15 protein-coding genes are annotated in these 20,843 nt (G+C 70.9%); 7 read left to right on the top strand and 8 right to left on the bottom strand.

Annotation, left to right across the window (positions count from 1 at the left end; genetic code table 11):
* Positions 1–70 precede the first annotated feature (70 nt).
* A complete protein-coding gene (nrdR, locus tag AWQ70_RS33830; protein WP_067185671.1) occupies positions 71–532 on the bottom strand; it encodes a transcriptional regulator NrdR in 462 nt (153 codons plus the stop codon).
* A 450-nt stretch (positions 533–982) separates the two neighbouring features.
* Between nrdR and lexA the strand changes: the two genes are divergently transcribed.
* Positions 983–1,684 carry a transcriptional repressor LexA gene (gene lexA / locus AWQ70_RS33825; protein ID WP_067185669.1) on the top strand — a complete coding sequence of 234 codons (702 nt, stop codon included), beginning with the start codon at positions 983–985 and terminating at the stop codon, positions 1,682–1,684.
* A gap of 360 nt (positions 1,685–2,044) precedes the next feature.
* A complete protein-coding gene (locus AWQ70_RS33820; protein ID WP_067185667.1) occupies positions 2,045–3,166 on the top strand; it encodes a MalY/PatB family protein in 1,122 nt (373 codons plus the stop codon).
* Between the two features lie 271 nt (positions 3,167–3,437).
* On the opposite strand, the gene AWQ70_RS41730 is transcribed toward AWQ70_RS33820, so the two are convergent.
* The 3 genes from AWQ70_RS41730 to leuS all read right to left on the bottom strand — a co-directional run bounded on the left by AWQ70_RS41730 (position 3,438) and on the right by leuS (position 8,779).
* The gene (locus AWQ70_RS41730; protein WP_067185664.1) at positions 3,438–5,039 is read right to left on the bottom strand and encodes a cellulase family glycosylhydrolase; all 1,602 of its coding nucleotides are present in this window, start codon (positions 5,037–5,039) and stop codon (positions 3,438–3,440) included.
* A 233-nt stretch (positions 5,040–5,272) separates the two neighbouring features.
* Complete coding sequence (locus AWQ70_RS33810) at positions 5,273–6,283, bottom strand: hypothetical protein (protein ID WP_067185662.1); 1,011 nt, start codon at positions 6,281–6,283, stop codon at positions 5,273–5,275.
* 33 nt (positions 6,284–6,316) lie between these two features.
* Complete coding sequence (leuS, locus tag AWQ70_RS33805; protein WP_067185660.1) at positions 6,317–8,779, bottom strand: leucine--tRNA ligase; 2,463 nt, start codon at positions 8,777–8,779, stop codon at positions 6,317–6,319.
* Positions 8,780–9,246: 467 nt separating this feature from the next.
* Between leuS and AWQ70_RS33800 the strand changes: the two genes are divergently transcribed.
* On the top strand, positions 9,247–11,214 hold the full coding sequence (locus AWQ70_RS33800; protein ID WP_157530790.1) for a hypothetical protein: 1,968 nt from the start codon (positions 9,247–9,249) through the stop codon (positions 11,212–11,214).
* A 36-nt stretch (positions 11,215–11,250) separates the two neighbouring features.
* On the opposite strand, the gene AWQ70_RS33795 is transcribed toward AWQ70_RS33800, so the two are convergent.
* The gene (locus AWQ70_RS33795; protein ID WP_067185655.1) at positions 11,251–12,522 is read right to left on the bottom strand and encodes a cytochrome P450; all 1,272 of its coding nucleotides are present in this window, start codon (positions 12,520–12,522) and stop codon (positions 11,251–11,253) included.
* Between the two features lie 172 nt (positions 12,523–12,694).
* On the opposite strand from AWQ70_RS33795, the gene AWQ70_RS33790 reads away from it, so the two are divergent.
* Complete coding sequence (locus AWQ70_RS33790) at positions 12,695–14,218, top strand: long-chain-fatty-acid--CoA ligase (protein ID WP_067185653.1); 1,524 nt, start codon at positions 12,695–12,697, stop codon at positions 14,216–14,218.
* 35 nt (positions 14,219–14,253) lie between these two features.
* On the opposite strand, the gene AWQ70_RS33785 is transcribed toward AWQ70_RS33790, so the two are convergent.
* Positions 14,254–15,513 carry a class I SAM-dependent methyltransferase gene (locus tag AWQ70_RS33785; protein ID WP_067185651.1) on the bottom strand — a complete coding sequence of 420 codons (1,260 nt, stop codon included), beginning with the start codon at positions 15,511–15,513 and terminating at the stop codon, positions 14,254–14,256.
* Between the two features lie 3 nt (positions 15,514–15,516).
* Positions 15,517–16,887 carry an FAD-binding oxidoreductase gene (locus tag AWQ70_RS33780; protein ID WP_067185649.1) on the bottom strand — a complete coding sequence of 457 codons (1,371 nt, stop codon included), beginning with the start codon at positions 16,885–16,887 and terminating at the stop codon, positions 15,517–15,519.
* Between the two features lie 232 nt (positions 16,888–17,119).
* Here AWQ70_RS33780 and AWQ70_RS33775 point away from each other — a divergent pair, with 232 nt between their 5' ends.
* Positions 17,120–18,241, top strand: coding sequence for a CaiB/BaiF CoA transferase family protein (locus tag AWQ70_RS33775; RefSeq protein WP_067185646.1), 1,122 nt, complete (start codon positions 17,120–17,122; stop codon positions 18,239–18,241).
* A gap of 30 nt (positions 18,242–18,271) precedes the next feature.
* On the opposite strand, the gene AWQ70_RS33770 is transcribed toward AWQ70_RS33775, so the two are convergent.
* Positions 18,272–18,745 carry a GyrI-like domain-containing protein gene (locus AWQ70_RS33770; RefSeq protein ID WP_067185643.1) on the bottom strand — a complete coding sequence of 158 codons (474 nt, stop codon included), beginning with the start codon at positions 18,743–18,745 and terminating at the stop codon, positions 18,272–18,274.
* A gap of 117 nt (positions 18,746–18,862) precedes the next feature.
* On the opposite strand from AWQ70_RS33770, the gene AWQ70_RS33765 reads away from it, so the two are divergent.
* Together AWQ70_RS33765 and AWQ70_RS33760 are read left to right on the top strand one after the other, a co-directional pair.
* Positions 18,863–20,302, top strand: a complete 1,440-nt coding sequence (locus AWQ70_RS33765) for a GuaB1 family IMP dehydrogenase-related protein (protein ID WP_067185641.1) — start codon at positions 18,863–18,865, stop codon at positions 20,300–20,302.
* Positions 20,303–20,414: 112 nt separating this feature from the next.
* Complete coding sequence (locus AWQ70_RS33760; RefSeq protein ID WP_067185639.1) at positions 20,415–20,789, top strand: FKBP-type peptidyl-prolyl cis-trans isomerase; 375 nt, start codon at positions 20,415–20,417, stop codon at positions 20,787–20,789.
* The last annotated feature ends 54 nt before the right edge of the window (positions 20,790–20,843 follow it).

The following is a 20,843-nucleotide window of genomic DNA, read 5'->3' as shown; positions in this document are numbered from 1 at the left end:
CGATCACGTGTCTGTCTAATCACCCTGCGTGACGGGCGGCGGCGTCGGCCGTTCCCGTCGGCTCCCGCCGCTACTGCTGTACGGCGGTGCGCGCGGCTCTGAGCTGCTCGATCTCGGCCTCGAAGTCGGCCAGCGTCTCGAACCCCCGGTAGACGGAGGCGAAGCGCAGATAGGCGACCTCGTCCAGCTCGCGCAGCGGCCCCAGGATGGCGAGGCCCACCTCGTGCGAGGCGATCTCGGCGCACCCGGTGCCCCTGATGCTCTCCTCCACCCGCTGCCCGAGCTGGGCGAGAGAGTCCTCGCCGACCGGGCGCCCCTGACAGGCCCGCCGCACTCCGGCGACGACCTTGTCCCGCGAGAACGGCTCGGTCACTCCGCTGCGCTTGCTGACCATGAGCAGGACGGTCTCCTGCGTGGTGAACCTGCGCCCGCATTCGGAGCAGGTCCGCCGGCGGCGGATGGCCGCCCCGTCCTCGGTCGAGCGGCTGTCGACGACCCGCGTGTCCGGGTGACGGCAGAACGGGCAGTGCACGTCATCGCCTCCCTGGAAACGCTTGCGCCCACCTCACGAAAGCGTCGTGAAGCGGTCACGGAAACACAAGCTGTGGTGAAGTACATCGCTGTAACTACTAGATGTTGTGGTCCAACCGTAGAAGTGCCCGACCTTGAACGCAAGTCGGCCGCCACCCCCCGGGTGAAGTCGCTGTTCAGCCGGGAAATCACCGGGGCGGCCCGGGCGTGTCGCCCGTCCCGAGCGCCGAGCGCATCGCACGGGGGCACTGTACGCGCGGGCACTGTACAAGAAGATCGGCCAAATCTCGGCAATATCGAACACGGTGTCGATCGAACTCCCGTACGATGTCGGTACAACTGCGCAGGTGACGGGGATTCACATCGAATCGAACAATTGTTTGAAGATGATCTTGAATCGAGATACCGTCGCTCTGTGCGACATGAAGAACACGGATTGGGAGGTGGTTTGGTGAGCGGGCAGGAAGAGAGCGTCAACGACCTGGCGGTGCGCAGGCGGGACTCCCTTGGTCTCACCCCAAGGCAGCGCAAGATCCTCGAGGTGATCCGCGACTCCGTGCAGCAGCGCGGTTATCCGCCCTCGATGCGTGAGATCGGCGAGGCGGTCCAGCTGACCAGCACCTCCAGCGTGTCGCATCAGCTCACCGCGTTGCAGCGCAAGGGCTACCTGCGCCGCGACCCGCACCGCCCCAGGGCGCTGGAGGTGCGGCTGCCGGGCGAGCCGGTGCTGTGGGTCGACCCGGACGCGGCCGAGGTCGAGCCCGGTTTCAGCCGCCCGACCGCCGCGTACGTGCCGCTCGTCGGCCGCATCGCCGCCGGAGGCCCGATCCTGGCCGAGCAGAGCATCGAGGACGTCTTCGCGCTGCCCAAGCAGCTCGTCGGCGAGGGCACGCTGTTCCTCCTGCAGGTCAGCGGCGACTCGATGATCGACGCGGCGATCGCCGACGGCGACTGGGTCGTGGTGCGCCAGCAGCCGGTCGCGGACAACGGCGACGTGGTGGCCGCCATGATCGACGGCGAGGCCACGGTCAAGACCTTCAAGCGCAAGGACGGCCACGTCTGGCTGGTGCCGCACAACCCCAACTACGAGCCGATCCCGGGCGACGAGGCGACCGTCCTGGGCAAGGTCACCGCGGTCCTGCGCAAGCTTTAGCCCCGCGCGGCTCCAGGCCCCGCACATTCCGGGCCCCGCGCGTTCCGGGGACCGCGCGTTCCGGGGACCGCGCGGGTTCGCGCGGTTCCAGGTCCGCGAGTCCGCACGTCGCTCCGCGGTGATCCTCGCTCACCGCGGAGCGCCCACGAACCACCGGCCGGCGGCTCGTGGAGGACCCGGCCGTCGTGCCGCGCTCGCCACGGGCCGCCTGGCGGCACAACCCGCGAAACCCACCGCCGTCGCGTCCACCGACTCATGTGATCGCTCCGCCGTGAAGGCGGGATCCCCGAGCTGCGGCAATCAGTGTGAAAGCGCAGCCAGGTGGCGATAGGGGTGATTAGCGCAAATAGGCTGGCTGGTGTGACGCGCAACCTTGACCAGCTCACCCTGGAGACCGCATCTCGCCGCGACGGGCTCAAGTGGTCGCAGACCGCGCCCGGCGTGATCCCCTCCTGGGTGGCCGACATGGACTTCCCCGTCCCGGAGGCGGTGCGCGAGGCCGTGCGGCGGCGCGCCGAGACCGACCTCGGCTACCCCTCCTGGCTGGACGAGCCGTCCGCCGGCCCCCTCGGCGAGGCGTTCGCCGAGCGTATGGAGACCCGGTACGGCTTCCGCCCCGACCCGGGCCACGTCCGTTCGTACAGCGACGTCAACCAGGCGCTCCAGGTGCTGCTGCACCTGACGACCCGGCCCGGTGACACCGTGGCGCTGCACACCCCGGCCTACCACCCGTTCCTGGACACCATCGCGCAGATGGACCGGCGGCTGCTCCCCATCCCGATGCTTCCGGACGGCGACGGCTGGCGGTTCGAGGTGCCGGACGAGCCCGCCGCCGTGCTGCTCCTGGTCAACCCCCACAACCCCACCGGCCGCGTGCTCACCCCCGAGGAGCTCGGCGCGCTCGCCGAGTACGCCGAGCGGCACGACGCCCTGGTCCTCTCCGACGAGATCCACGCCGACCTGACGTACGCGCCCCGGACCCACATCCCGTTCGGCACGCTCCTCCCCGACCGCACGGTCACGCTCACGTCCGCGACGAAGGCGTTCAACATGGGCGGCATCCGCTGCTGCGTCGCCCATCTGGGCGCGCCCGCCGTACGCGAGACGGTGGACCGGCAGCCCGCCCACATCTACGGCGCGCCGAACCTGCTCGGCGTGGAGGCCACCGTGGCGGCGTGGCGGCACGGCGACGACTGGCTGGCCGAGGTCATCACGATCCTCGACCGCAACCGCCGCCTGGTCGCGAAGCGGCTGCCGCCCCGCGTCGGCTACCGGATCCCGGAGGCCACCTATCTGGGGTGGCTCGACCTCGGCTTCCTCGACGAGGACCCGGCGGCGTACCTGGAGCGGGAGGCGCGGGTGAGGTTGAACCCGGGCCCGCTGTTCGGGCCGGGAGGCGAGGGGTGCGCGCGGCTCAACTTCGGCACCTCCGAGCCGATCCTGGAGGAGATCCTCACCCGGATCTGCGCCGCCCTGCCCTGAGCCTGCCCGCACCGGCTCGTTCCGGGCTCGTCCCGTGCCTTTCCTGTGCCTTTCCCGGGGCTTCCTCGGGCCCTTCCCGTGCCTTTCCTGGGGCTTCCTCGGGGCTTCCTCGGGGCGGCCGTCGCCCGGGCCCTGGCGCGGTCCCCGCACGGCGCCCGCGCGTTCAGGGCGCTTTCCCGGGGCCGCTCCGAGGAGCCGCCGCCCGGCGTACCCGGGCGGCGGCCGTCGTCGGCGGATGTCCCCCGGACCTCGGCCCGGGATCAGGCTGACGTCAGGAGGCGGCGCAGGTGACCGACGCCGGGACGCCGCCCGCTCCGGACGAGGACGCGCTGAAGCCGAACGTGGTCGAGGCGTTCACCGCGAGGCCGCCGTTCCAGCTCAGGTTGGTCACGGTGACGGAGGCGCCACTCGCGGACAACGTGCCGTTCCAGAGCTGGCTGATCGTCTGGCCGTCCGGGAGGGTCCACTTCACCGCCCAGCCGGACGTCGCCGCGGTGCCGGTGTTCTTGACCGCCACCTCACCCTGGAAGCCGCCGCTCCACGAGTTGGTCACCGTGTAGGTCGCCGTACACGCCTTCCCGCCGGAAGGGGAGGCCGACGGGGACACGGACGGAGAAACGGAGGGGGACGCCGACGGCGACGGGGACGACGTGCCGCCGCCCACGGGCGGGATCAGGTACGGCCGCAGGATGCTCTGCTTGGCCTGGTCGACGGTGGTCCAGTCGTCCTTGAGGATGCCGCCCGTGTCGCCCGAGTTCGGGTTCCACGACCAGTACGTGAACGACATGCCGTCGACGCCCGTCCCCAGGTACTTCATCAGCTCCTGGAGCCAGACCTTGTCGACGTCGCTCGCCAGGGTGGTGCCGAACTCGCCCACCATGATCGGGGCGATGTTCTGCCGGTACAGGTATCCCCAGTACCGGTCCCAGATGGCGGGCATGTTGGCCGGGTAGGACGGATCGTCGAACCACGCCTGGTGATAGACCGACGTGGCGTACTCGTGGGGCGAGTAGACCAGCCGGTTCGGCACGTCCAGGCGCACCGGATGGTCCTTGGCCTTGCTGAGGTTGCCGCCCCACCAGCCGCAGTCCTCGTCGTTGCTCGGGTCGTTGTCCCAGACGTTGGACAACCCGCCGCTCGGGCAGCTCACGCCCTCGACGAAGATCAGCCAGTTGGGCTGGACGGACAGGATCGCGTTGCCGGCCCGCTCGGCCGCCAGCCGCCAGTCCCGGCTCACGTCCCCGCACCCCCAGCACGCGCCGGTGGCCGCCGGGTTGGTGCCCTCGGCGTGCGGCTCGTTGTGCAGGTCGGCGCCGATGACGGTCGTGTTGCCCGCGTAGTGCTGGGCGAGCGCCTTCCAGTCGGCGATCCAGGTCGCCTCCGAGACCGTCGGGGTGTACCAGAGCGGCGACTGGCCCGCGCTGGTCGGCCGGTGCCGGTCGAGGATGATCCGCATCCCCTTCGTGCCGGCGTAGTCCACGACCTTGTCCAGGATCTGCATCGGGGACAGCCCGACCAGGTCGGGGTTCGTGTACGTGTTGACGCTCGTGGCGACGGCGCCGGGTTTGACGGCGTCGTCGGACCACGGGACGCGGATCGTGTTGTAGCCGAGGCTCGCCATCAGGTCGAGCTGGCTCTTCCAGGGGTTGCCGGACCAGAGACCGTGGAAGGTCTTGTTGTCGGTCTCCATGCCGAACCAGTTGATGCCGGTCAGCCGGACGGTCGTCCCCGTGCTGTCCACGATCTTGTTGCCGCTGGTGTGGAGATAGCCGGTTCCGGTGCCCGCCGCCTGCGCCGGCGTACCGGTCGCGACGAGTACGGCGGCGGCCGTCGCGGCGACGGTGGCCAGCCCGCTGAGAATGCGTCTGGACAAGACGTGCCTCCCATCCCGGAGGCGCGGCCGCCGTGAGCCGGACGGTCAGGCGCGCGCTCCAGGACCACCGCTTTCGCGGTGGATGGTCGCGGCATGCCCTGACCGCACGCCCAACAGTGTTCGATTTGTGGCTCGGCCGCCATTTTGTCGGCCTGATCGGCGAGCGTCAACGCCCCGGCTCTCGGCCTCGCCCCGCCCACGCCGCCGCGAGCCCGCGAAGCGTCGACACCGGTTCAGGGCCGGGTGAGGGCGTCCAGCTCGTTCCGGAGCGCGAGCTGCCAGGCGAACGACGCGGGCGTGTCCCCGGACAGGGTGAGCGTGGCGCGCGAGACGCGCCGTCCCCCGCTCTCGACCGTGTCGTGCTCGATGCGCTCGGCCATCCGGCCGAACGGCCGGCCGCCCGCCGTGGCGGCCGCGGTGGTGAGCCTGGCCGCGAACGTGTCGCCGACCTTCCGCGCGGACGCCGTACGGGCCAGCACGCAGATCACGTTCACGGGCCGGTCGCTCAGCTTCTCCGGACGGCGCAGGCCGACGCCGTACAGCTCGACCTCACCGGCGGCCCGCGGCGTGTACAGGAGCGCGGAGACGACGCCGCCGAGGCACTCGGCGACGGCGGCGTGCGCCGGGCGGTCCGCCAGGCTGCGCCCGCCGCCCAGCGCCGCGGCCACCGCCTGGGCGCCCGGCCCGGCGGCGACCGTCGTGCCCGTGACGACGACCTGGTTGAGCTGGTTCAGCAGACCGAACTTGGTCTGCACCCCGTCCATCTCGACGGCGAGGTCCGGGGCCAGGGTCAGGCCGTCGTGCCCGCCGATGTCGCGGGGCTTCGCGCCGATCCAGGAGAGCTTCCCGTCGATGGCCTCGGCGTCGAACTCGCCGTCGGCGCGCACCGCCCGGTTCGGCGGCAGGCCGATCGTGACGACGTGGTCGGCGCCGTACAGGTCGATGCCCGTACGCTCGGGCAGCGACGTGGCGGCGGAGAGGGCGAGATCACCGAGCCCGGAGCCGAGCGCGGACGCCCAGACCCCGGATGTGACCGGCCCCCAGACCTCGTCCCGGCGCGGCCCCCTGAGGGTGACGGCGCCGATCTCGCGCCAGTGCGCCGTGTCGCCGTACTCGAAGTAGGTCGCGGCGGGGCCGTCTCCGGACACCTGCGCCATCGCCTCGGCGAGGCCGGAGCGGCCGGCCCCGCCACACGCCGTCACGGCGAGCCCGACCCCCAGCAGCAGCGCCCCAAGCCGTCTCATGACCGAGACTTTACTCAGGGCGCCGCGGGGACATCAGGGGACGATGTTGACCAGCTTCGGCTCGCGGACGATCACCTTGCGCGGCGCGCCGTCCAGGTACGGCCGGACCTTCTCGCTGCCCAGCGCCAGCGCCTCCAGGTCGGCGGCGGAGATCTCCGGCGACACCTCCAGGCGGTCGCGGACCTTGCCCGCGACCTGTACGACGCAGGTGACCGACTCGCGCACCAGCAGCGCCGGGTCGGCGACCGGCCAGCCCGCCCGCGCGACCGACGGGGCGTGGCCGAGCCGCTCCCAGCCCTCCTCCGCCGTGTACGGCGCGACCAGCGACAACATGACCGCCAGCGTCTCGGCGGCCTCGCGTACGGCGGGGTCGCCGGCGCCGGGGCCGGAGTCGATGGCCTTGCGCGCCGCCGACGTCAGCTCCATCATGCGGGCCACGGCGACGTTGAAGCGGTGGGCGTCCACCAGCTTGGTGACCTCGTCGATGGTCCGGTGGGTGACCTTGCGCAGCTCCTGGTCGCCCCCGGCGACGTCGGCGCCCGGCGCGGAGGCCGCGCCCGCCTCGGCCATCACGCGGAAGGCGCGGGCCAGGAACTTCTGCGAGGCGGCCGGCGAGACGTCGGCCCAGTCGATGTCGTCCTCGGGCGGCCCGGCGAACACCATGGTCAGCCGGACGGCGTCCACGCCGAACGCGTCGATCTGCTGGCCGAGGTCGACGCCGTTGCCCAGCGACTTGGACATGGCCTTGCCCTGGTTGATGACCTGGCCCTGGTTCAGCAGCCGCAGGAACGGCTCGGTGAAGGTCAGCATGCCCATGTCGAACAGGACCTTGGTGAAGAACCGCGAGTACAGCAGGTGCAGCACCGCGTGCTCGACGCCGCCCACGTACTGGTCGATCGGACCCCAGCGGCGGACCCGGCCCTCGTCGAACGGCCCGTCCTCGTACCCGGGCGAGCAGTAGCGCAGGAAGTACCACGACGAGTCGACGAAGGTGTCCATCGTGTCGGTGTCCCGCTTGGCGGGGCCGCCGCACTTGGGGCACTCGACGTTGACCCAGTCGGTGGCCGCGGCCAGCGGGGAGACGCCCTTCGGCTTGAGGTCGGCGCCGCGCAGGTCGGGCAGCCTGACCGGGAGCTGGTCGTCCGGGACCGGCACCTCGCCGCAGTCGGGGCAGTGGATGATCGGGATCGGGGTGCCCCAGAAGCGCTGCCGGGACAGCAGCCAGTCGCGCAGCCGGAAGTTGACCGCGGCCCGCCCGGTGTCCCGCTCCGCCAGCACCTCGATGATCTTGGCGATGGCCTCGGCCTTGGACAGGCCGTCCAGGGGCCCGGAGTTGACCAGCTTGCCCTCGCCCGGGGTGGCGACGCCGGTCTCGCCCGGGTCGGCCATGCCGGTGTGGACGACGACCTTGACCGGCAGCCCGAACTTCAGCGCGAAGTCCAGGTCGCGCTGGTCGTGGGCGGGAACCGCCATGATCGCGCCGTGGCCGTAGTCGGACAGGACGTAGTCGGCCGCCCAGACCGGGATGCGCTCTCCGTTCACCGGGTTGATCGCGTGAACGCCCAGGAAGACGCCGGTCTTCTCCTTCTCGGTGGACAGGCGCTCGATGTCGGACAGCTTGGCGACCTCGGCCCGGTAGGCCTCCAGCGCCTCGCGCCGGTCGGGGGCGACGATCTCCTCCGCCAGCGGGGCGTCGGCCGCGACCACGAAGAACGTCGCGCCGTACAGCGTGTCGGGGCGGGTGGTGTAGACCGTGACCGGCTCGTCCCTGCCCTCGATGCGGAACCGGACGTCGGCGCCGGTGGAGCGGCCGATCCAGTTGCGCTGCATGGTGAGCACGCGCTCCGGCCAGCCGCCCTCCAGCATGGACATGTCGTCCAGCAGTCGGTCGGCGTAGTCAGTGATCTTGAAGTACCACTGCGTCAGCTCGCGGCGGACCACGTCCGATCCGCAGCGCTCGCACTTTCCGGCCACGACCTGCTCGTTGGCCAGCACCGTCTGGTCGGTCGGGCACCAGTTGACCAGGCCGCCCTTGCGGTACGCCAGGCCGCGCTCGTAGAAGCGGTTGAACAGCCACTGGTTCCAGCGGTAGTAGTCCTCGTCGCTGGTGTGCAGCCGCCGCGACCAGTCGAAGGACACGGCGTAGCGCTTGAAGGAGTTCGCCTGGGTCTCGATGTTGGTGTAGGTCCACTCGGCGGGGTGGGCGTCGCGCTTGATCGCGGCGTTCTCCGCGGGCAGGCCGAAGGAGTCCCACCCGATGGGGTGCAGGACGTTGTAGCCCTTCTGGAACCAGTAGCGCGCGACGACGTCGCCGATGGCGAACACCTCTCCGTGCCCCATGTGCAGGTCGCCCGAGGGGTACGGGAACATGTCGAGCATGTAACGGCGCGGCCTGGTGTCCGCCTCGTCCTCCACTGCCGCGAAGGGATTCAGCTCCTCCCAGCGCCGCAGCCACTTGGCCTGCAGCGCCTGCGGGTCGTACACCAGCTCGTCCACGTCAACTCCCGAAGGGATGCTTTCCTTAAAGGCACGGTGAGGGCGCCCGCTCACAACAAAGCCCCCCGCATCGCACGAGGGGCAGCCGCATCGAGGGAAATCAGCCCTGGCGATGCGGCCGGGCAAGCAGGGTCGCGGCGCGCATATACCAAGGGTAGCGCAGACGGCAAGAGCGTCGCTTCAGGATCTACCGGACGGGCTTGCCATCTGGACAGGCGATACATGATGGTGATAGATCCGCTGTGAACACATATGTCGCGTTAGTTTAATCTTTTCGCGTGGTGAACTCAGTCCAGCCGGGATCGGGCCCGGATTTCCCGCAGACGGACCTTCCGATGCAGGACCCGCCGACCGACCCCACGGGCGAGCAGTTCCGCGGAGCATTCTCCGGTTTCCATACGGCGTCGCCAGGTTCGCATGAGATCATGCCAGGCGCACCCAATTCGGGCATGATCTCGGGAGGTACCATGCCCTCGGAGCACAGCGAGCCGCAGCGGACCCCGGCGTGGCCGGAGGTCCCGCCGGCCTGGCCCGAGGTCCCAGCGGCCTCCTCGTTCACGCCGTCCGCGCGGTCGTTCGAGGCGGCGGACCAGGGCGGCGACCAGCCGCCGCGACACACGGGACAACAACCGGCACCGGGCCCCTCACGGGGCCCGTCCCATGGTGGGGACGAGCGGACCGCGTTCCCGCCCCCGCCCTCCTACGGAGACTCCCGCGCGGACGACCCGTACGGCATGCCGCAGTCGTCGCAGCACGCGACCGGCCCCAACCCCTTCCTGCCGCCGCCTCCGGCCTCGTACGGAAGCGACCCGCTCGGCGTGCGCCCGGAACCGCCGCGCCAGGACTCGGTGTGGCCCGAACCGGCGCGCCAGGACTCCGTCTGGGGCGAGCCGCCCCGGCAGGAGCCGCCCCGCAGGGAACCCGCGCGCCAGGAGAGCGTGTGGCCGGAGCCGGGGCGGCCGGAGCCGGTCCGCCAGGACTCGGTCTGGCCCGAGCCCGCCCGCCAGGACTCCGTCTGGGGCGAGCCGTCCCGCGCCGAGAGCGCGCGGCAGGGCTCGGTGTGGCCCGAGCCGTCGGCGGACTCCACCCGCACCGACGGCATGCGTTCCGATCCTCTGCGGGCCGATCCGCTGCGCGACGACCCGCTGGGCATGCGGCCGGATCCGGCGCGGCCCGGCTCGTCGCGCCAGGACCGGATCGACCCGCTCGGCATGGACCCTCGCGCGTCGGACCCGCTGCGGCCCGACCCCCTGCGCGCCGACCCTCTGGGCCAGGGCTCTCCCGGACGACCGGACCCGCTGGGCACCGACCGCCCCGCCTTCGGCGACGCCACGATGTCGCTGCCCACCCCGTCGGCGCCCGCCCCGGACGCCACCATGTCGATGCCCGCCCCGGCCAACCCGGACTCGACGATGTCGATGCCCGCGCCCGGCGGCGCGTACCCGCAGGCGGGCGGGCCTCCCGGTCAGCAGGCCCCCGGTCAGCACGGGGGCGCCCAGCCCGGCTTCCCCGGCCCCGGCGGGCCGCACGACCGGCCCCAGGAGGGCATGGGGCGCCAGGACGACCCGTACCGCCCGTTCGTCACGGCCGGCCAGATCAGCGGACCGAAGACGCCTCCCGCGCACCGCCAGGAGGAGTTGTGGAACACGGTCTTCGGCCCCGAGGGTGAGCGCGACCCCGACGACGGTTACTACGACGACGAGGGTGGCCGTCCGATCTGGCTGTTCGCCCTCATCGGGTCGGTGATCGTCGCGCTGATCGCCGCGCTGGTGTGGGCGTTCGTCTCCGGCCCGCTGAGCTCGGACGACGGCGCCGACGACGTGACGCCGTCGGCCAAGCCGTCCGCCAAGAACTCCGCGCCCGCCGCGGCCAAGCCGCAGTCGCTCCCCGCCCTGCCGACGTACGAGGGCACGGCGTCCCCGGTCTCGGGCACGGTCACCGACTCCGCGGGGCGGATCACGCTTCCCAAGCTCGGCGGCCCCTGGCAGCTCGACCAGCGCGCCCAGCACATCCAGGACACGTACGGCTTCGCCACCCGGCAGTACGTGGCCGCCGGGACGACGCCCGAGGGCAAGCCGCAGTTCGCCCAGGTGATGACCGGACCGCTGGACAAGTCGCTCGCCGCGAAGTACACCGCCGGGGGCGACCTCGGCCCGGTGATCAACTCGGTGATGTTCCAGGCCCGGCAGAAGCTCTTCGACAAGGGCAACAAGGCCGCGCCGGCGGCCCGGCAGCGGGTGTCGCGCGGCGGCATGACCGGCCAGCTCGTCGCGTACACGGTGAAGACGGGCTCCGAGCGGACGACCGCGGTCGTCGCCGCGCTCGACGCGGGCGGCGACGTCCCGACGATCGTCTACATGCAGGTGCCGAAGCAGAAGGACGAGCTGCTGCCCGACATCAACACGGTCTTCAAGCGGATCCGCCCGGTCGGCTAGCCGGCCCGCCACGCTGTGGCCGGCCCGCAGGGCCGGTCAGAACGTGCAGGTCATGTGCTTGGTGCCGTTGATGAAGCTGGAGAGGAGCATCTCCGGCTCGCCCGCCTCGATGCCCGGCACCCGGGTGAGCAGCTCGCGGAACATGACGCTGATCTCCCGCCGGGCCAGGTGCGCGCCGAGGCAGAAGTGGGGGCCCGGCCCGCCGAATCCCAGGTGGGGGTTGGGGTCGCGGAGGATGTCGAAGCGGAACGGATCGGTGAAGACGGACTCGTCCCGGTTCGCCGACCAGTAGTAGAGGACGACCTTCTCGCCCGCGCGGTACAGCGCGCCGTTCATCTCGTGGTCGCGGGTGACCTTGCGGCGCATGTAGTTGACCGGCGACGCGAGCCGCACGATCTCCTCCACCGCCCCCGCCGTGCGCCCGGCGAAGTCCTCCGTCCACAACCCGCGCTGGTCCGGGTGGAGCGTGAGCAGGCGCATGCCGTGCGAGATGGCGTTGCGGGTGGTCTCGTTGCCGGCGACGACGAGCAGGATGAAGAACGAGCCGAGCTCCTGGGCGGTCAGCCGCTCGCCGTCGAGGTTGGCGTTGACGAGGGACGACGTGAGGTCGTCCGTCGGGTTGTCCGCGCGGTGGGCGGCCAGGTCCTGCACGAGCTGCTGCAGTTCCATCCCCGCGGTGAGCAGCGCGGTGGCGATGGCCTCGGGATCGCTGACGTACTCGGGATCGCCGGCACCCAGGATGATGTTGGACCGGTCGAAGACGAACCCGTAGTCCCGCTCGGGGATGCCCATCATGTCGCAGATGATCTTCAGGGGGAGGCGGGCGGCCACCTCGGCGACGAAGTCGCACCCGGAGCCCTTCTCCAGCAGGTCGTCGACGATGCGCGCGGCCGCCGCCTCGACGTCGGCCTCGAACTGCCTGATCATCCTCGGCGTGAACGCCCGCGAGACGATCCGGCGCAGCCGGGCGTGCCGGGGGTCGTCCATGTTGATCATCGAGCCGAAGTACTCGACGAACTCGGCGGGCATGTCGACGATGTTGGTCGATCCGCCGTCGCCGGAGCAGAAGATCTCGGGGTTGCGGCTCGCCTCGACGATGTCGGCGTGCCTGACGAGGGCGTGGTAGCCGGGGCCGGCCGGCGCGAACGACAGCTCGGGCTCGGCGAAGAACGCGGGCTTCTCGAGGCGGCGCAGCAGCGCGAACGCGTGCTCGCGCTCCTCCATGGGCCGGGCCCAGAAGTCCCAGTCGGTCAGGTCGACGTCGGCCGCCGACCTGATCGGCGCGCGGTCCACGGGCTGAGTCGTCATGGGCGGGCCTCCCGGGCCTGCGAGTGACTGGAATGCCGTTCGGTTTTTGATGGTGCCACAGCCCTCCCACCCACGCCAGTTCTTCCCGCGATCATGACATTCCGGGCGATCTACTAGTACGGTGTGTTACCAACCGGTCGGTATGTAACCCCCCAGAAACCGAGGAGCGGCGTTGCTCAATCTTTCTGTCGTGCTCGAAGACAGCGCCCGGGAGACCCCGGACAGAACCGCCGTGATCTTCGGGGACCTGCGGCTGCCCTACTCCCTCGTCGACACCATCGCCAACCAGGTGGCGAACCTGCTCGTCTCGCGCGGTGTCGGCAAGGGCGACAAGGTGGCGCTGGCCTGCCCGAACCTCCCCTACTTCCCCTTCGTCTACTTCGGGGCGCTCAAGGCGGGCGCGACCGTCGTCCCGCTGAACGTGCTCCTCCAGTCGCGGGAGATCGCCTACCACCTCGAGGACTCCGACGCGAAGGCGTTCTTCTGCTTCGAGGGCACCCCGGAGCTCCCGCTCGGCGAGCGCGGCCTCAAGGGCTTCGAGGAGTCCGGCGCCGAGCACTTCTTCGTGCTGCCCGCGCAGGCGTTCGCCACCGAGTCCCAGTACGGCGAGACCCTGTGGGCCGCGCTCGACGGGATGTCCGGCGAGTTCCAGACCGTGCAGACCGCGCCGGACGACACCGCCGTCATCCTCTACACCAGCGGGACCACCGGCCAGCCCAAGGGCGCCGAGCTCAGCCACCAGAACATGCTGCTCAACGCCATGGTCAGCGACGAGATGTTCGCCCGGCAGGGCGACGACGTCAACCTCGTCACGCTGCCGCTGTTCCACTCCTTCGGCCAGACCACGATGATGAACGCCGGGTTCCGGCGGCGGGCCGCGCTGGTGCTGGTCCCCCGTTTCGACCCGGTGGACGCGCTCAAGCTGATGGCGGCGGAGAAGGTCACGATGTTCGCCGGCGTGCCCACGATGTACTGGGCGATGCTGACCGCCGTCCGTACCGGCGCGGCCGAGGTGCCCTCCACCCTGGTGACCGCCGTCTCCGGCGGCGCGGCGATCCCGGTCGAGGTGCTCAAGGACTTCTCCGCGACCTTCGGCGTCGGCGTGCTCGAAGGGTACGGCCTGTCCGAGACCTCGCCGGTCGCGGCGTTCAACCAGGCGGGCCGCCCGGCGAAGCCGGGTTCCATCGGCACCCCCATCTGGGGCGTGGAGATGAGGCTCGTCGACGCCGAGTGGAACACCCAGCCCGAGCTGGGCGAGATCGCCGTCCGCGGCCACAACGTCATGAAGGGCTACTACAACCGGCCCGAGGCGACGGCCGAGGTCATGAACGACGGCTGGTTCCGCACCGGCGACGTGGCCAGGCGTGACGAGGACGGCTACTACTTCATCGTCGACCGCGCCAAGGACATGATCATCCGCGGCGGTTTCAACGTCTACCCGCGCGAGATCGAGGAGGTGCTGATGACCCACCCGGCGGTCTCGCTCGCCGCGGTCGTCGGCGTCCCGCACGACTCGCACGGCGAGGAGATCAAGGCGTACGTCATCCGCAAGGAGGGCGTGGCGGTCACGGAGGACGAGCTGGTCGCCTGGTCGCGCGAGACGATGGCGGCCTACAAGTACCCGCGGATCGTCGAGTTCCGCGACGCCCTGCCCATGACCGCCACCGGCAAGATCCTCAAGCGCGAACTGCGGTAGCGGTCACGGCGTAGCAGGACGGCCCTCCGCCCGGATCACGGCCAGTCGAGAGACGGGCGGAGCGCCACGTGGGAGCCCGCGTCGCGGTCGAGCTTGACACCGAGGACCTGGTGGAGCTGCACCTTGTTCCGCTCGAACCCGACCACGCAGCCGGCCATGTACAGCCGCCACACCCTGGCGATGCCCCGGCCGACCTCGCGGACCGCGTCGTCCCAGTTGGCGTCGAGGTTGGCGCACCACTTGCGCAGCGTGAGCGCGTAGTGCTCGCGCAGGTTCTCCTCGTGCCGGATCTCGAAGCCGGTGTCCTCCATCTGGCGGATCAGGTAGCCGACCGACTCCAGCTCGCCGTCCGGGAAGACGTAGCGGTTGATGAAACCGCCCTTGTTGAGGGTCTTCTCCTTGCCCGTCGGGCGGGTGATGCAGTGGTTGAGCAGCCGCCCGCCCGGCTTGAGCTTGCCGTACAGGAAGGAGAAGTACGACGGCAGGTTGTCCTTGCCGATGTGCTCGGTGAGGCCGATCGAGCTGACCCGGTCGAAGCCCGACTCCTTGACGTCGCGGTAGTCCATGAAGCGGACCTCGGCCAGCTCGGACAGGCCCGCCTCGGCGATCGCCTTCTGCGCCCATTCGGCCTGCTGCCGCGAGAGCGTGACGCCGAGGGCCTTCACGCCGTACTCGCGGGCGGCGTGGATGACCATGCCGCCCCAGCCGCAGCCGATGTCGAGCAGCCGCATGCCCGGCTGGAGGTCCAGCTTCTTGGCGACCAGGTCGAACTTCGTGTACTGCGCCTCCTCCAGCGTGGCGTCCTGCGTCGGGAAGACCGCGCACGTGTACGCCATGGAGGGGCCGAGCACCCACTCGTAGAACCGGTTGGAGACGTCGTAGTGGTGGTGGATCGCCTCGGCGTCGCGCTTCTTGGCGTGCCTGCTGCCCAGCCGGGCCAGCGTGCTGCGCCGCATCTCCTGCGGCGGCGGCGGCACCCGCATCAGCAGCGGCTTGGTGCCGAGGGCGCGCATCGCCGCGATCTTCTCGCTGAGCGGGATGTCGTTGAGCGTGAGCGTCCACATCCGGTTGAGCAGCTCGTACATGTCGCCGTGCACATCGATGTGACCGGAGACGTACGCCCGGGCCAGCCCCAGCTCGCCGGGGGCCTGCGCGAGGTACGCGACCGCGATCGGCGACTTCACCTCGATGCGGACGTCGGCGGTGGGGGGACCCGCCTTGCTCCCGTCATAGGCGATGAACTGGACATCCGCGTTCGGGCCAACGATCTTTTCGAAGATCTCGGCGAGTTTCATTGATCACCTTCCCCGTACACACTTCTCATACAGGTCGAGCAAGCGCCCGCCGGGGTCGTAGGAGTGTTTGACCGGCCAGTAGGCGTCCCCGTTGTACAGCCGCCAGAACTCCTCCCGCTCGTAGAAGGAGGTGGAGTAGAGGGACTTGTGCCCCTCAAGCTCGTGCACGGCGTTCTCGATCAAACGGTTGTGATGGCCGTCGTGCGTGCCCCTGGGCAGCGGCACCATTCCCCAGAAGCCGAAGTTCACGTAGAGCCGGTTCGGCTCCAGCGGGTAGAGCGACCACTCCTGGGTCGCCTTGAGCGGGCACATCCACACGGGCGTCATACCGACCCGCTCCTGGAAGAACTCCAGGAACTCGGCGCCCCGCTCGATCGGCACCTCGACGTCCTGGATCACCGACTCCTGCACCGGGTTGCCCCGCCAGCGGTCCAGCCGCGCGGTCACGCCGTACCTCTGGTCGAGGCCGACGAAGCGGCGGTAGACGTCGGAGCGGAGCCAGCGGCGCGGCAGGAGGGAGCGCACCAGCGGCTGCTGCACCCCGAACGCGCGCGAGCACCAGAACCAGTCGGTGTCCCAGCGCCACAGGTAGTCGCGGACGGTCAGCCAGTCGCGGGTACGGCTGCGCAGCGACTGGTAGTAGATGCGCATCCCGGTGTAGTCGGACACGTACGGCGCCTTGTCGGCGAACGTGCCGATCGTGACGTAGAGCTCGTCCGGCCCGAAGTAGGTGCCGTCGACGAAGTCGGCCCGCTCGCCGTCGTACTCGCCGCTCTGGCAGATCTCCTGCATGGCGAGCATGCACTTGGCCGCGTCGGTGAACCGCACGTGGGTCAGCCGGACGAAGGGCTTGACCGGGGCCAGCTTGATCCGGATCCGCAGGGCGTAGCCGAGCGTGCCGTACGAGTTCGGGAAGCCGCGGAACAGGTCCGCGTGCTCGCCCTCCGGGCGGGCCACGACGATGCGGCCGTCGCCGGTCAGGATCTCCAGCTCTTCGACCGACTCGTGCGGGAGGCCGTCCCTGAAGCTGCTGGACTCGATGCCGAGCCCGGTGACCGCGCCGCCCAGTGTGATCGTCTTCAGCTGCGGCACGACGTACGGCATCAGACCGTGCGGCAGGGTGGCGTCGACGAGGTTCTCGTACGTCGTCATGCCCTGGACCTCGGCCGTCATGCTCGCCGGATCCACGTCGATGACCTGGTCCAGGTCGCGCGCGGAGAGCTTGGCCGTCTTGGCCGGCTCACGGAAGCGGAAGAGATTCGTGGTGGCCTTGGCGAGCCGGGGCGCGGCGCCGTCGGGAATCGCGGCGTAGGACTCCCTGATCTGCTCGACCGCCTTGTCGTGGGCGGTCATATTGGCCGTGCGCTCTGGCATGCAACCACCCCCAGGAATGTAGAGATCGTCCTCAGGGAACGCTATCCCTGGAAACCATCCCAGACCAGACCGGACACGTTAAGCCCGAGAAAACTATCAGGGCTCCGGAATCGATGATCCGCAGGGGGGTCCCGCACCCCTCCGGCCCGTCCCTGGCTTGCACCGATGGACCGAATCTTGTTCTACTTGGCGGCCGTACGGATGTGATGGACGTGACGCCGAGGAGGCTCCCATGAGCGAACCCGGGAAGGGACCGCTGGCCGGAATACGCGTGCTGGAGCTCGCCGGGCTCGCGCCGGGGCCGTTCGCCGGGATGATGCTGGCCGACCACGGCGCGGAGGTGCTGCGCGTCGACCGGGTGGCGGCGGTGACCGACGCGCCGCGCCGGGACGTGATGGACCGGGGCAAGCGCACGATCGGGCTCGACCTGAAGTCGCCCGAGGGCGTCGAGGCGTTCAAGACGCTGGCCGCGAACGCGGACGTGGTCATCGAGGTGTTCCGGCCCGGCGTGGCCGAACGGCTCGGCATCGGTCCCGCCGACCTGCACGCGGTGAACGAGCGGCTGGTGTACGGCCGGATGACCGGCTGGGGCCAGGACGGCCCGCTGGCGCAGAGGGCGGGCCACGACATCGACTACATCGCCGTGTCGGGCGTGTTGTCCATGCTCGGCCGGGAGGGGGACGCGCCGACTCCGCCGATCAACATTCTGGGCGACTTCGCGGGCGGCGGTCTCATGCTCGCGTACGGCGTCCTGCTCGCGCTTCTCGAGCGGGAGCGCACCGGGCGGGGCCGGGTGATCGACGCCGCGATGGTGGACGGCGCGGCGACGCTGTTCGCGATGTTCTACCACGCCGTGCAGGCCGGCTACTGGGGCCCGCGCGGGACGAACCTGCTGGACACCGGCGCCCCCATGTACGACACGTACGAGACGGCGGACGGCGGGTTCCTGGCCGTGGGCGCGCTTGAGCCGCAGTTCTGGGCCGAGATGGTGGCGAAGATGGGCCTCACCGACCTCCCGGACCGGGACGACCGGGCCAACTGGCCGCGGATCCGCGAGCGGCTCGCCGACGCTTTCCGGAGCCGCACCCGCGCCGAGTGGGAGGCCGTCTTCGACGGGTCGGACGCGTGCGTGGCCCCGGTGCTGTCCATGGCCGAGGCCGTGACCCACCCGCACAACCGGGCGCGCGGCGCCTTCGTCGAGGTGGACGGGATCACCCACCCCGCGCCCGCGCCCCGGCTCCTGGGGGCCGGGCGGAGCGAGCTCGCCCCCGCCACCCGCCTGCTCGACCTCGGCGCCTGGGGACTGGACGACGCCGCGGCGGGCGCGCTGCGCGAGGCCGGGAAGCTGGCCTGACCCCCGCCCCCGGCCCGGGACCCGGTGGGGTCAGGAGTCGCCGAAGGACGGCAGCACGGCGACGTAGAGGTCCACGCCCGCCGGGTGGTGGATCTCCACGTCCGTGGTGAACGCGCGGGGCGGGATGCCGCCGGCCTCGGTGTGCTTCCAGACCTGCTGCCAGGCGTCCAGGAGCGCGTCCGGCATCGGCCCCCGCGCCTCCAGGCGCATGGCGGGCACGCCGGGCGCGCGTACCGCGACCATGCCCTCGGGCAGCCGTGCCGCGGTGTGCACGGCGACGCCGACGACCTGGGTGTAGGCGCCGTTGTGGTCGCTCTCGTAGTCCGTCAGCACGGCGTACAGGTTCTCGTCCACCCGTGCGGGCACGTGCGCGAAGGCCCCCGGCGCTCCCGCGCGGGCCCAGAGCGCCGGGAGCAGCGCGCCGGCGGGGTCCGCCTCCGCCGCGTTGGTCGTCCGTACGGCATGGCCGACGACGAGCACCTCCGGCCGGTCCACGATGATCACATTTCCTCCCCAATGGTTCCCTCGCCACCATGGATCCTACGAAGCGGATCGCCGGCGCACGCCATCGGACCGGCGGGAATGCCAACTTTGTCCGGTGACCGCATAAGCTGGGCAGACGTGCGATTCCTCAACGATGTGACGCCGCCCTACGATCTCACGTACAGCGACGTCTTCATGGTCCCTTCCCGCTCCTCGGTCGGGTCCCGGCTGGCCGTCGACCTCTCGGTCAACGACGGCACAGGCACCACCATCCCTATCGTCGTGGCCAACATGACCGCCGTGGCGGGCCGCCGCATGGCGGAGACCGTGGCCAGACGCGGCGGCATCACCGTGATCCCGCAGGACATCCCGTTCGACGTGGTCGCCGACGTGATCGCTTGGGTGAAGGAGCGCGACCTCGTCCACGACACGCCGATCACCCTCACCCCGCACGACACCGTCGGTGAGGCCCTGAACCTGCTGCCCAAACGCGCGCACGGCGCCGTCATCGTCGTCGACTGGGACAACCGCCCGGTCGGCGTGGTCACCGAGGCCGACTGCCACGGCGTGGACATGTTCACCCAGCTCTCGCAGGTCATGACGCCGTCGCCGCAGACGCTGCCCCGCGGCACCGACCCCAAGGTCGCGTTCGACGCCCTGCACGAGCGCCGGCACCGGCTCGCCCCCATCGTGGACGGCGAGGGCCGCCTGGTCGGCGTCCTGACCCGCACCGGCGCCCTGCGCGCCACCCTGTACGAGCCGGCGCTTGACGCCTCCGGACGGCTGCGCGTCGCGGCCGCGGTCGGCGTCAACGGCGACGTCGCCGCGCGGGCCAAGGAACTGCTCGACGCGGGCGTCGACGTGCTCGTGGTGGACACCGCGCACGGCCACCAGGAGAAGATGATCTCCGCGCTGCGCGCCGTGCGGCAGCTCGATCCCGGCGTCCCCGTCGCCGCCGGCAACGTCGTGACCGCCGAGGGCGTGCGCGACCTCGTCGACGCGGGCGCCGACATCGTCAAGGTCGGCGTCGGACCGGGCGCGATGTGCACCACCCGGATGATGACCGGCGTCGGGCGCCCCCAGTTCTCCGCCGTACTGGACTGCTCCGCCGAGGCGCGCAGGCTCGGCCGCCACGTGTGGGCCGACGGAGGTGTGCGGCACCCGCGCGACGTGGCGCTCGCCCTCGCCGCCGGCGCGTCCAACGTCATGATCGGCTCCTGGTTCGCCGGGACGTACGAGTCGCCCGGTGACACGCGGACCACCGCCGACGGCCGCAAGTACAAGGAGAACTTCGGCATGGCCTCCGCCCGCGCCGTACGGCTGCGCACGGCGGAGGACTCGCCGTTCGAGCGGGCGCGCAAGGCGCTGTTCGAGGAGGGAATCTCCACCTCGAGGATGTATCTCGACCCGGTGCGGCCGAGCGTCGAGGACCAGATCGACGCGATCGTGGCCGGGCTGCGCTCCTCGTGCACGTACGCGGGCGCCACCAACCTGGAGGAGTTCCACGAGCGCGCCGTCGTCGGCGTGCAGAGCTCGTCCGGCTACACGGAGGGCATGCCGCTGCACCAGAGCTGGTGACGCCGATCTGTCCATGCGCCCCGGACGGCGGGGCGGCGCCCGGTAGAGTCATCCGGTTGGCCAGGGCATCGGGCCCCGGCCCCGAGTGACGCGACACGACAAGGAGAGCCAGGTGGCACTGGAAAAGCCCGAGATCGACTTCCCCGAGGGCGCACCGCCCGCGGACCTGGAGATCGTCGATCTCGTCGAAGGGGACGGCCCGGAGGCCAAGCCCGGACACACCGTGAGCGTGCACTACGTCGGCGTCGCGTTCTCGACCGGCGAGGAGTTCGACGCGTCGTGGAACCGCGGCACGCCCTTCCAGTTCCCGCTGGGCGGCGGCCGGGTCATCGCCGGGTGGGACCGGGGCGTCGTCGGGATGAAGGTCGGCGGTCGTCGCCGGCTCACCATCCCGGCGCACCTCGGGTACGGCGACCGCGGCGCCGGCAACGCCATCAGGCCGGGCGAGACGCTGATCTTCGTGGTCGACCTGCTCGGCGTGAGCTGATCGACCGGGCGGGGCCTTCACGCGCGCCGTGAAGGCCCATGCCCTCGGGGGTTC

This window comes from Microtetraspora niveoalba, assembly GCF_001570405.1.
GTDB classification, from domain to species: Bacteria; Actinomycetota; Actinomycetes; order Streptosporangiales; family Streptosporangiaceae; genus Microtetraspora; species Microtetraspora niveoalba.
This window is presented reverse-complemented; position numbering and strand designations above follow the sequence as displayed.

Bases quoted from the DNA above. Each gene is read 5' to 3' on its own strand.
- AWQ70_RS33810 (WP_067185662.1), bottom strand. From the start codon at position 6,283: ATGAGACGGCTTGGGGCGCTGCTGCTGGGGGTCGGGCTCGCCGTGACG.
- AWQ70_RS33800 (WP_157530790.1), top strand. From the start codon at position 9,247: ATGCCCTCGGAGCACAGCGAGCCGCAGCGGACCCCGGCGTGGCCGGAG.
- AWQ70_RS33795 (WP_067185655.1), bottom strand. From the start codon at position 12,522: ATGACGACTCAGCCCGTGGACCGCGCGCCGATCAGGTCGGCGGCCGAC.
- AWQ70_RS33785 (WP_067185651.1), bottom strand. From the start codon at position 15,513: ATGAAACTCGCCGAGATCTTCGAAAAGATCGTTGGCCCGAACGCGGAT.
- AWQ70_RS33780 (WP_067185649.1), bottom strand. From the start codon at position 16,887: ATGCCAGAGCGCACGGCCAATATGACCGCCCACGACAAGGCGGTCGAG.
- AWQ70_RS33775 (WP_067185646.1), top strand. From the start codon at position 17,120: ATGAGCGAACCCGGGAAGGGACCGCTGGCCGGAATACGCGTGCTGGAG.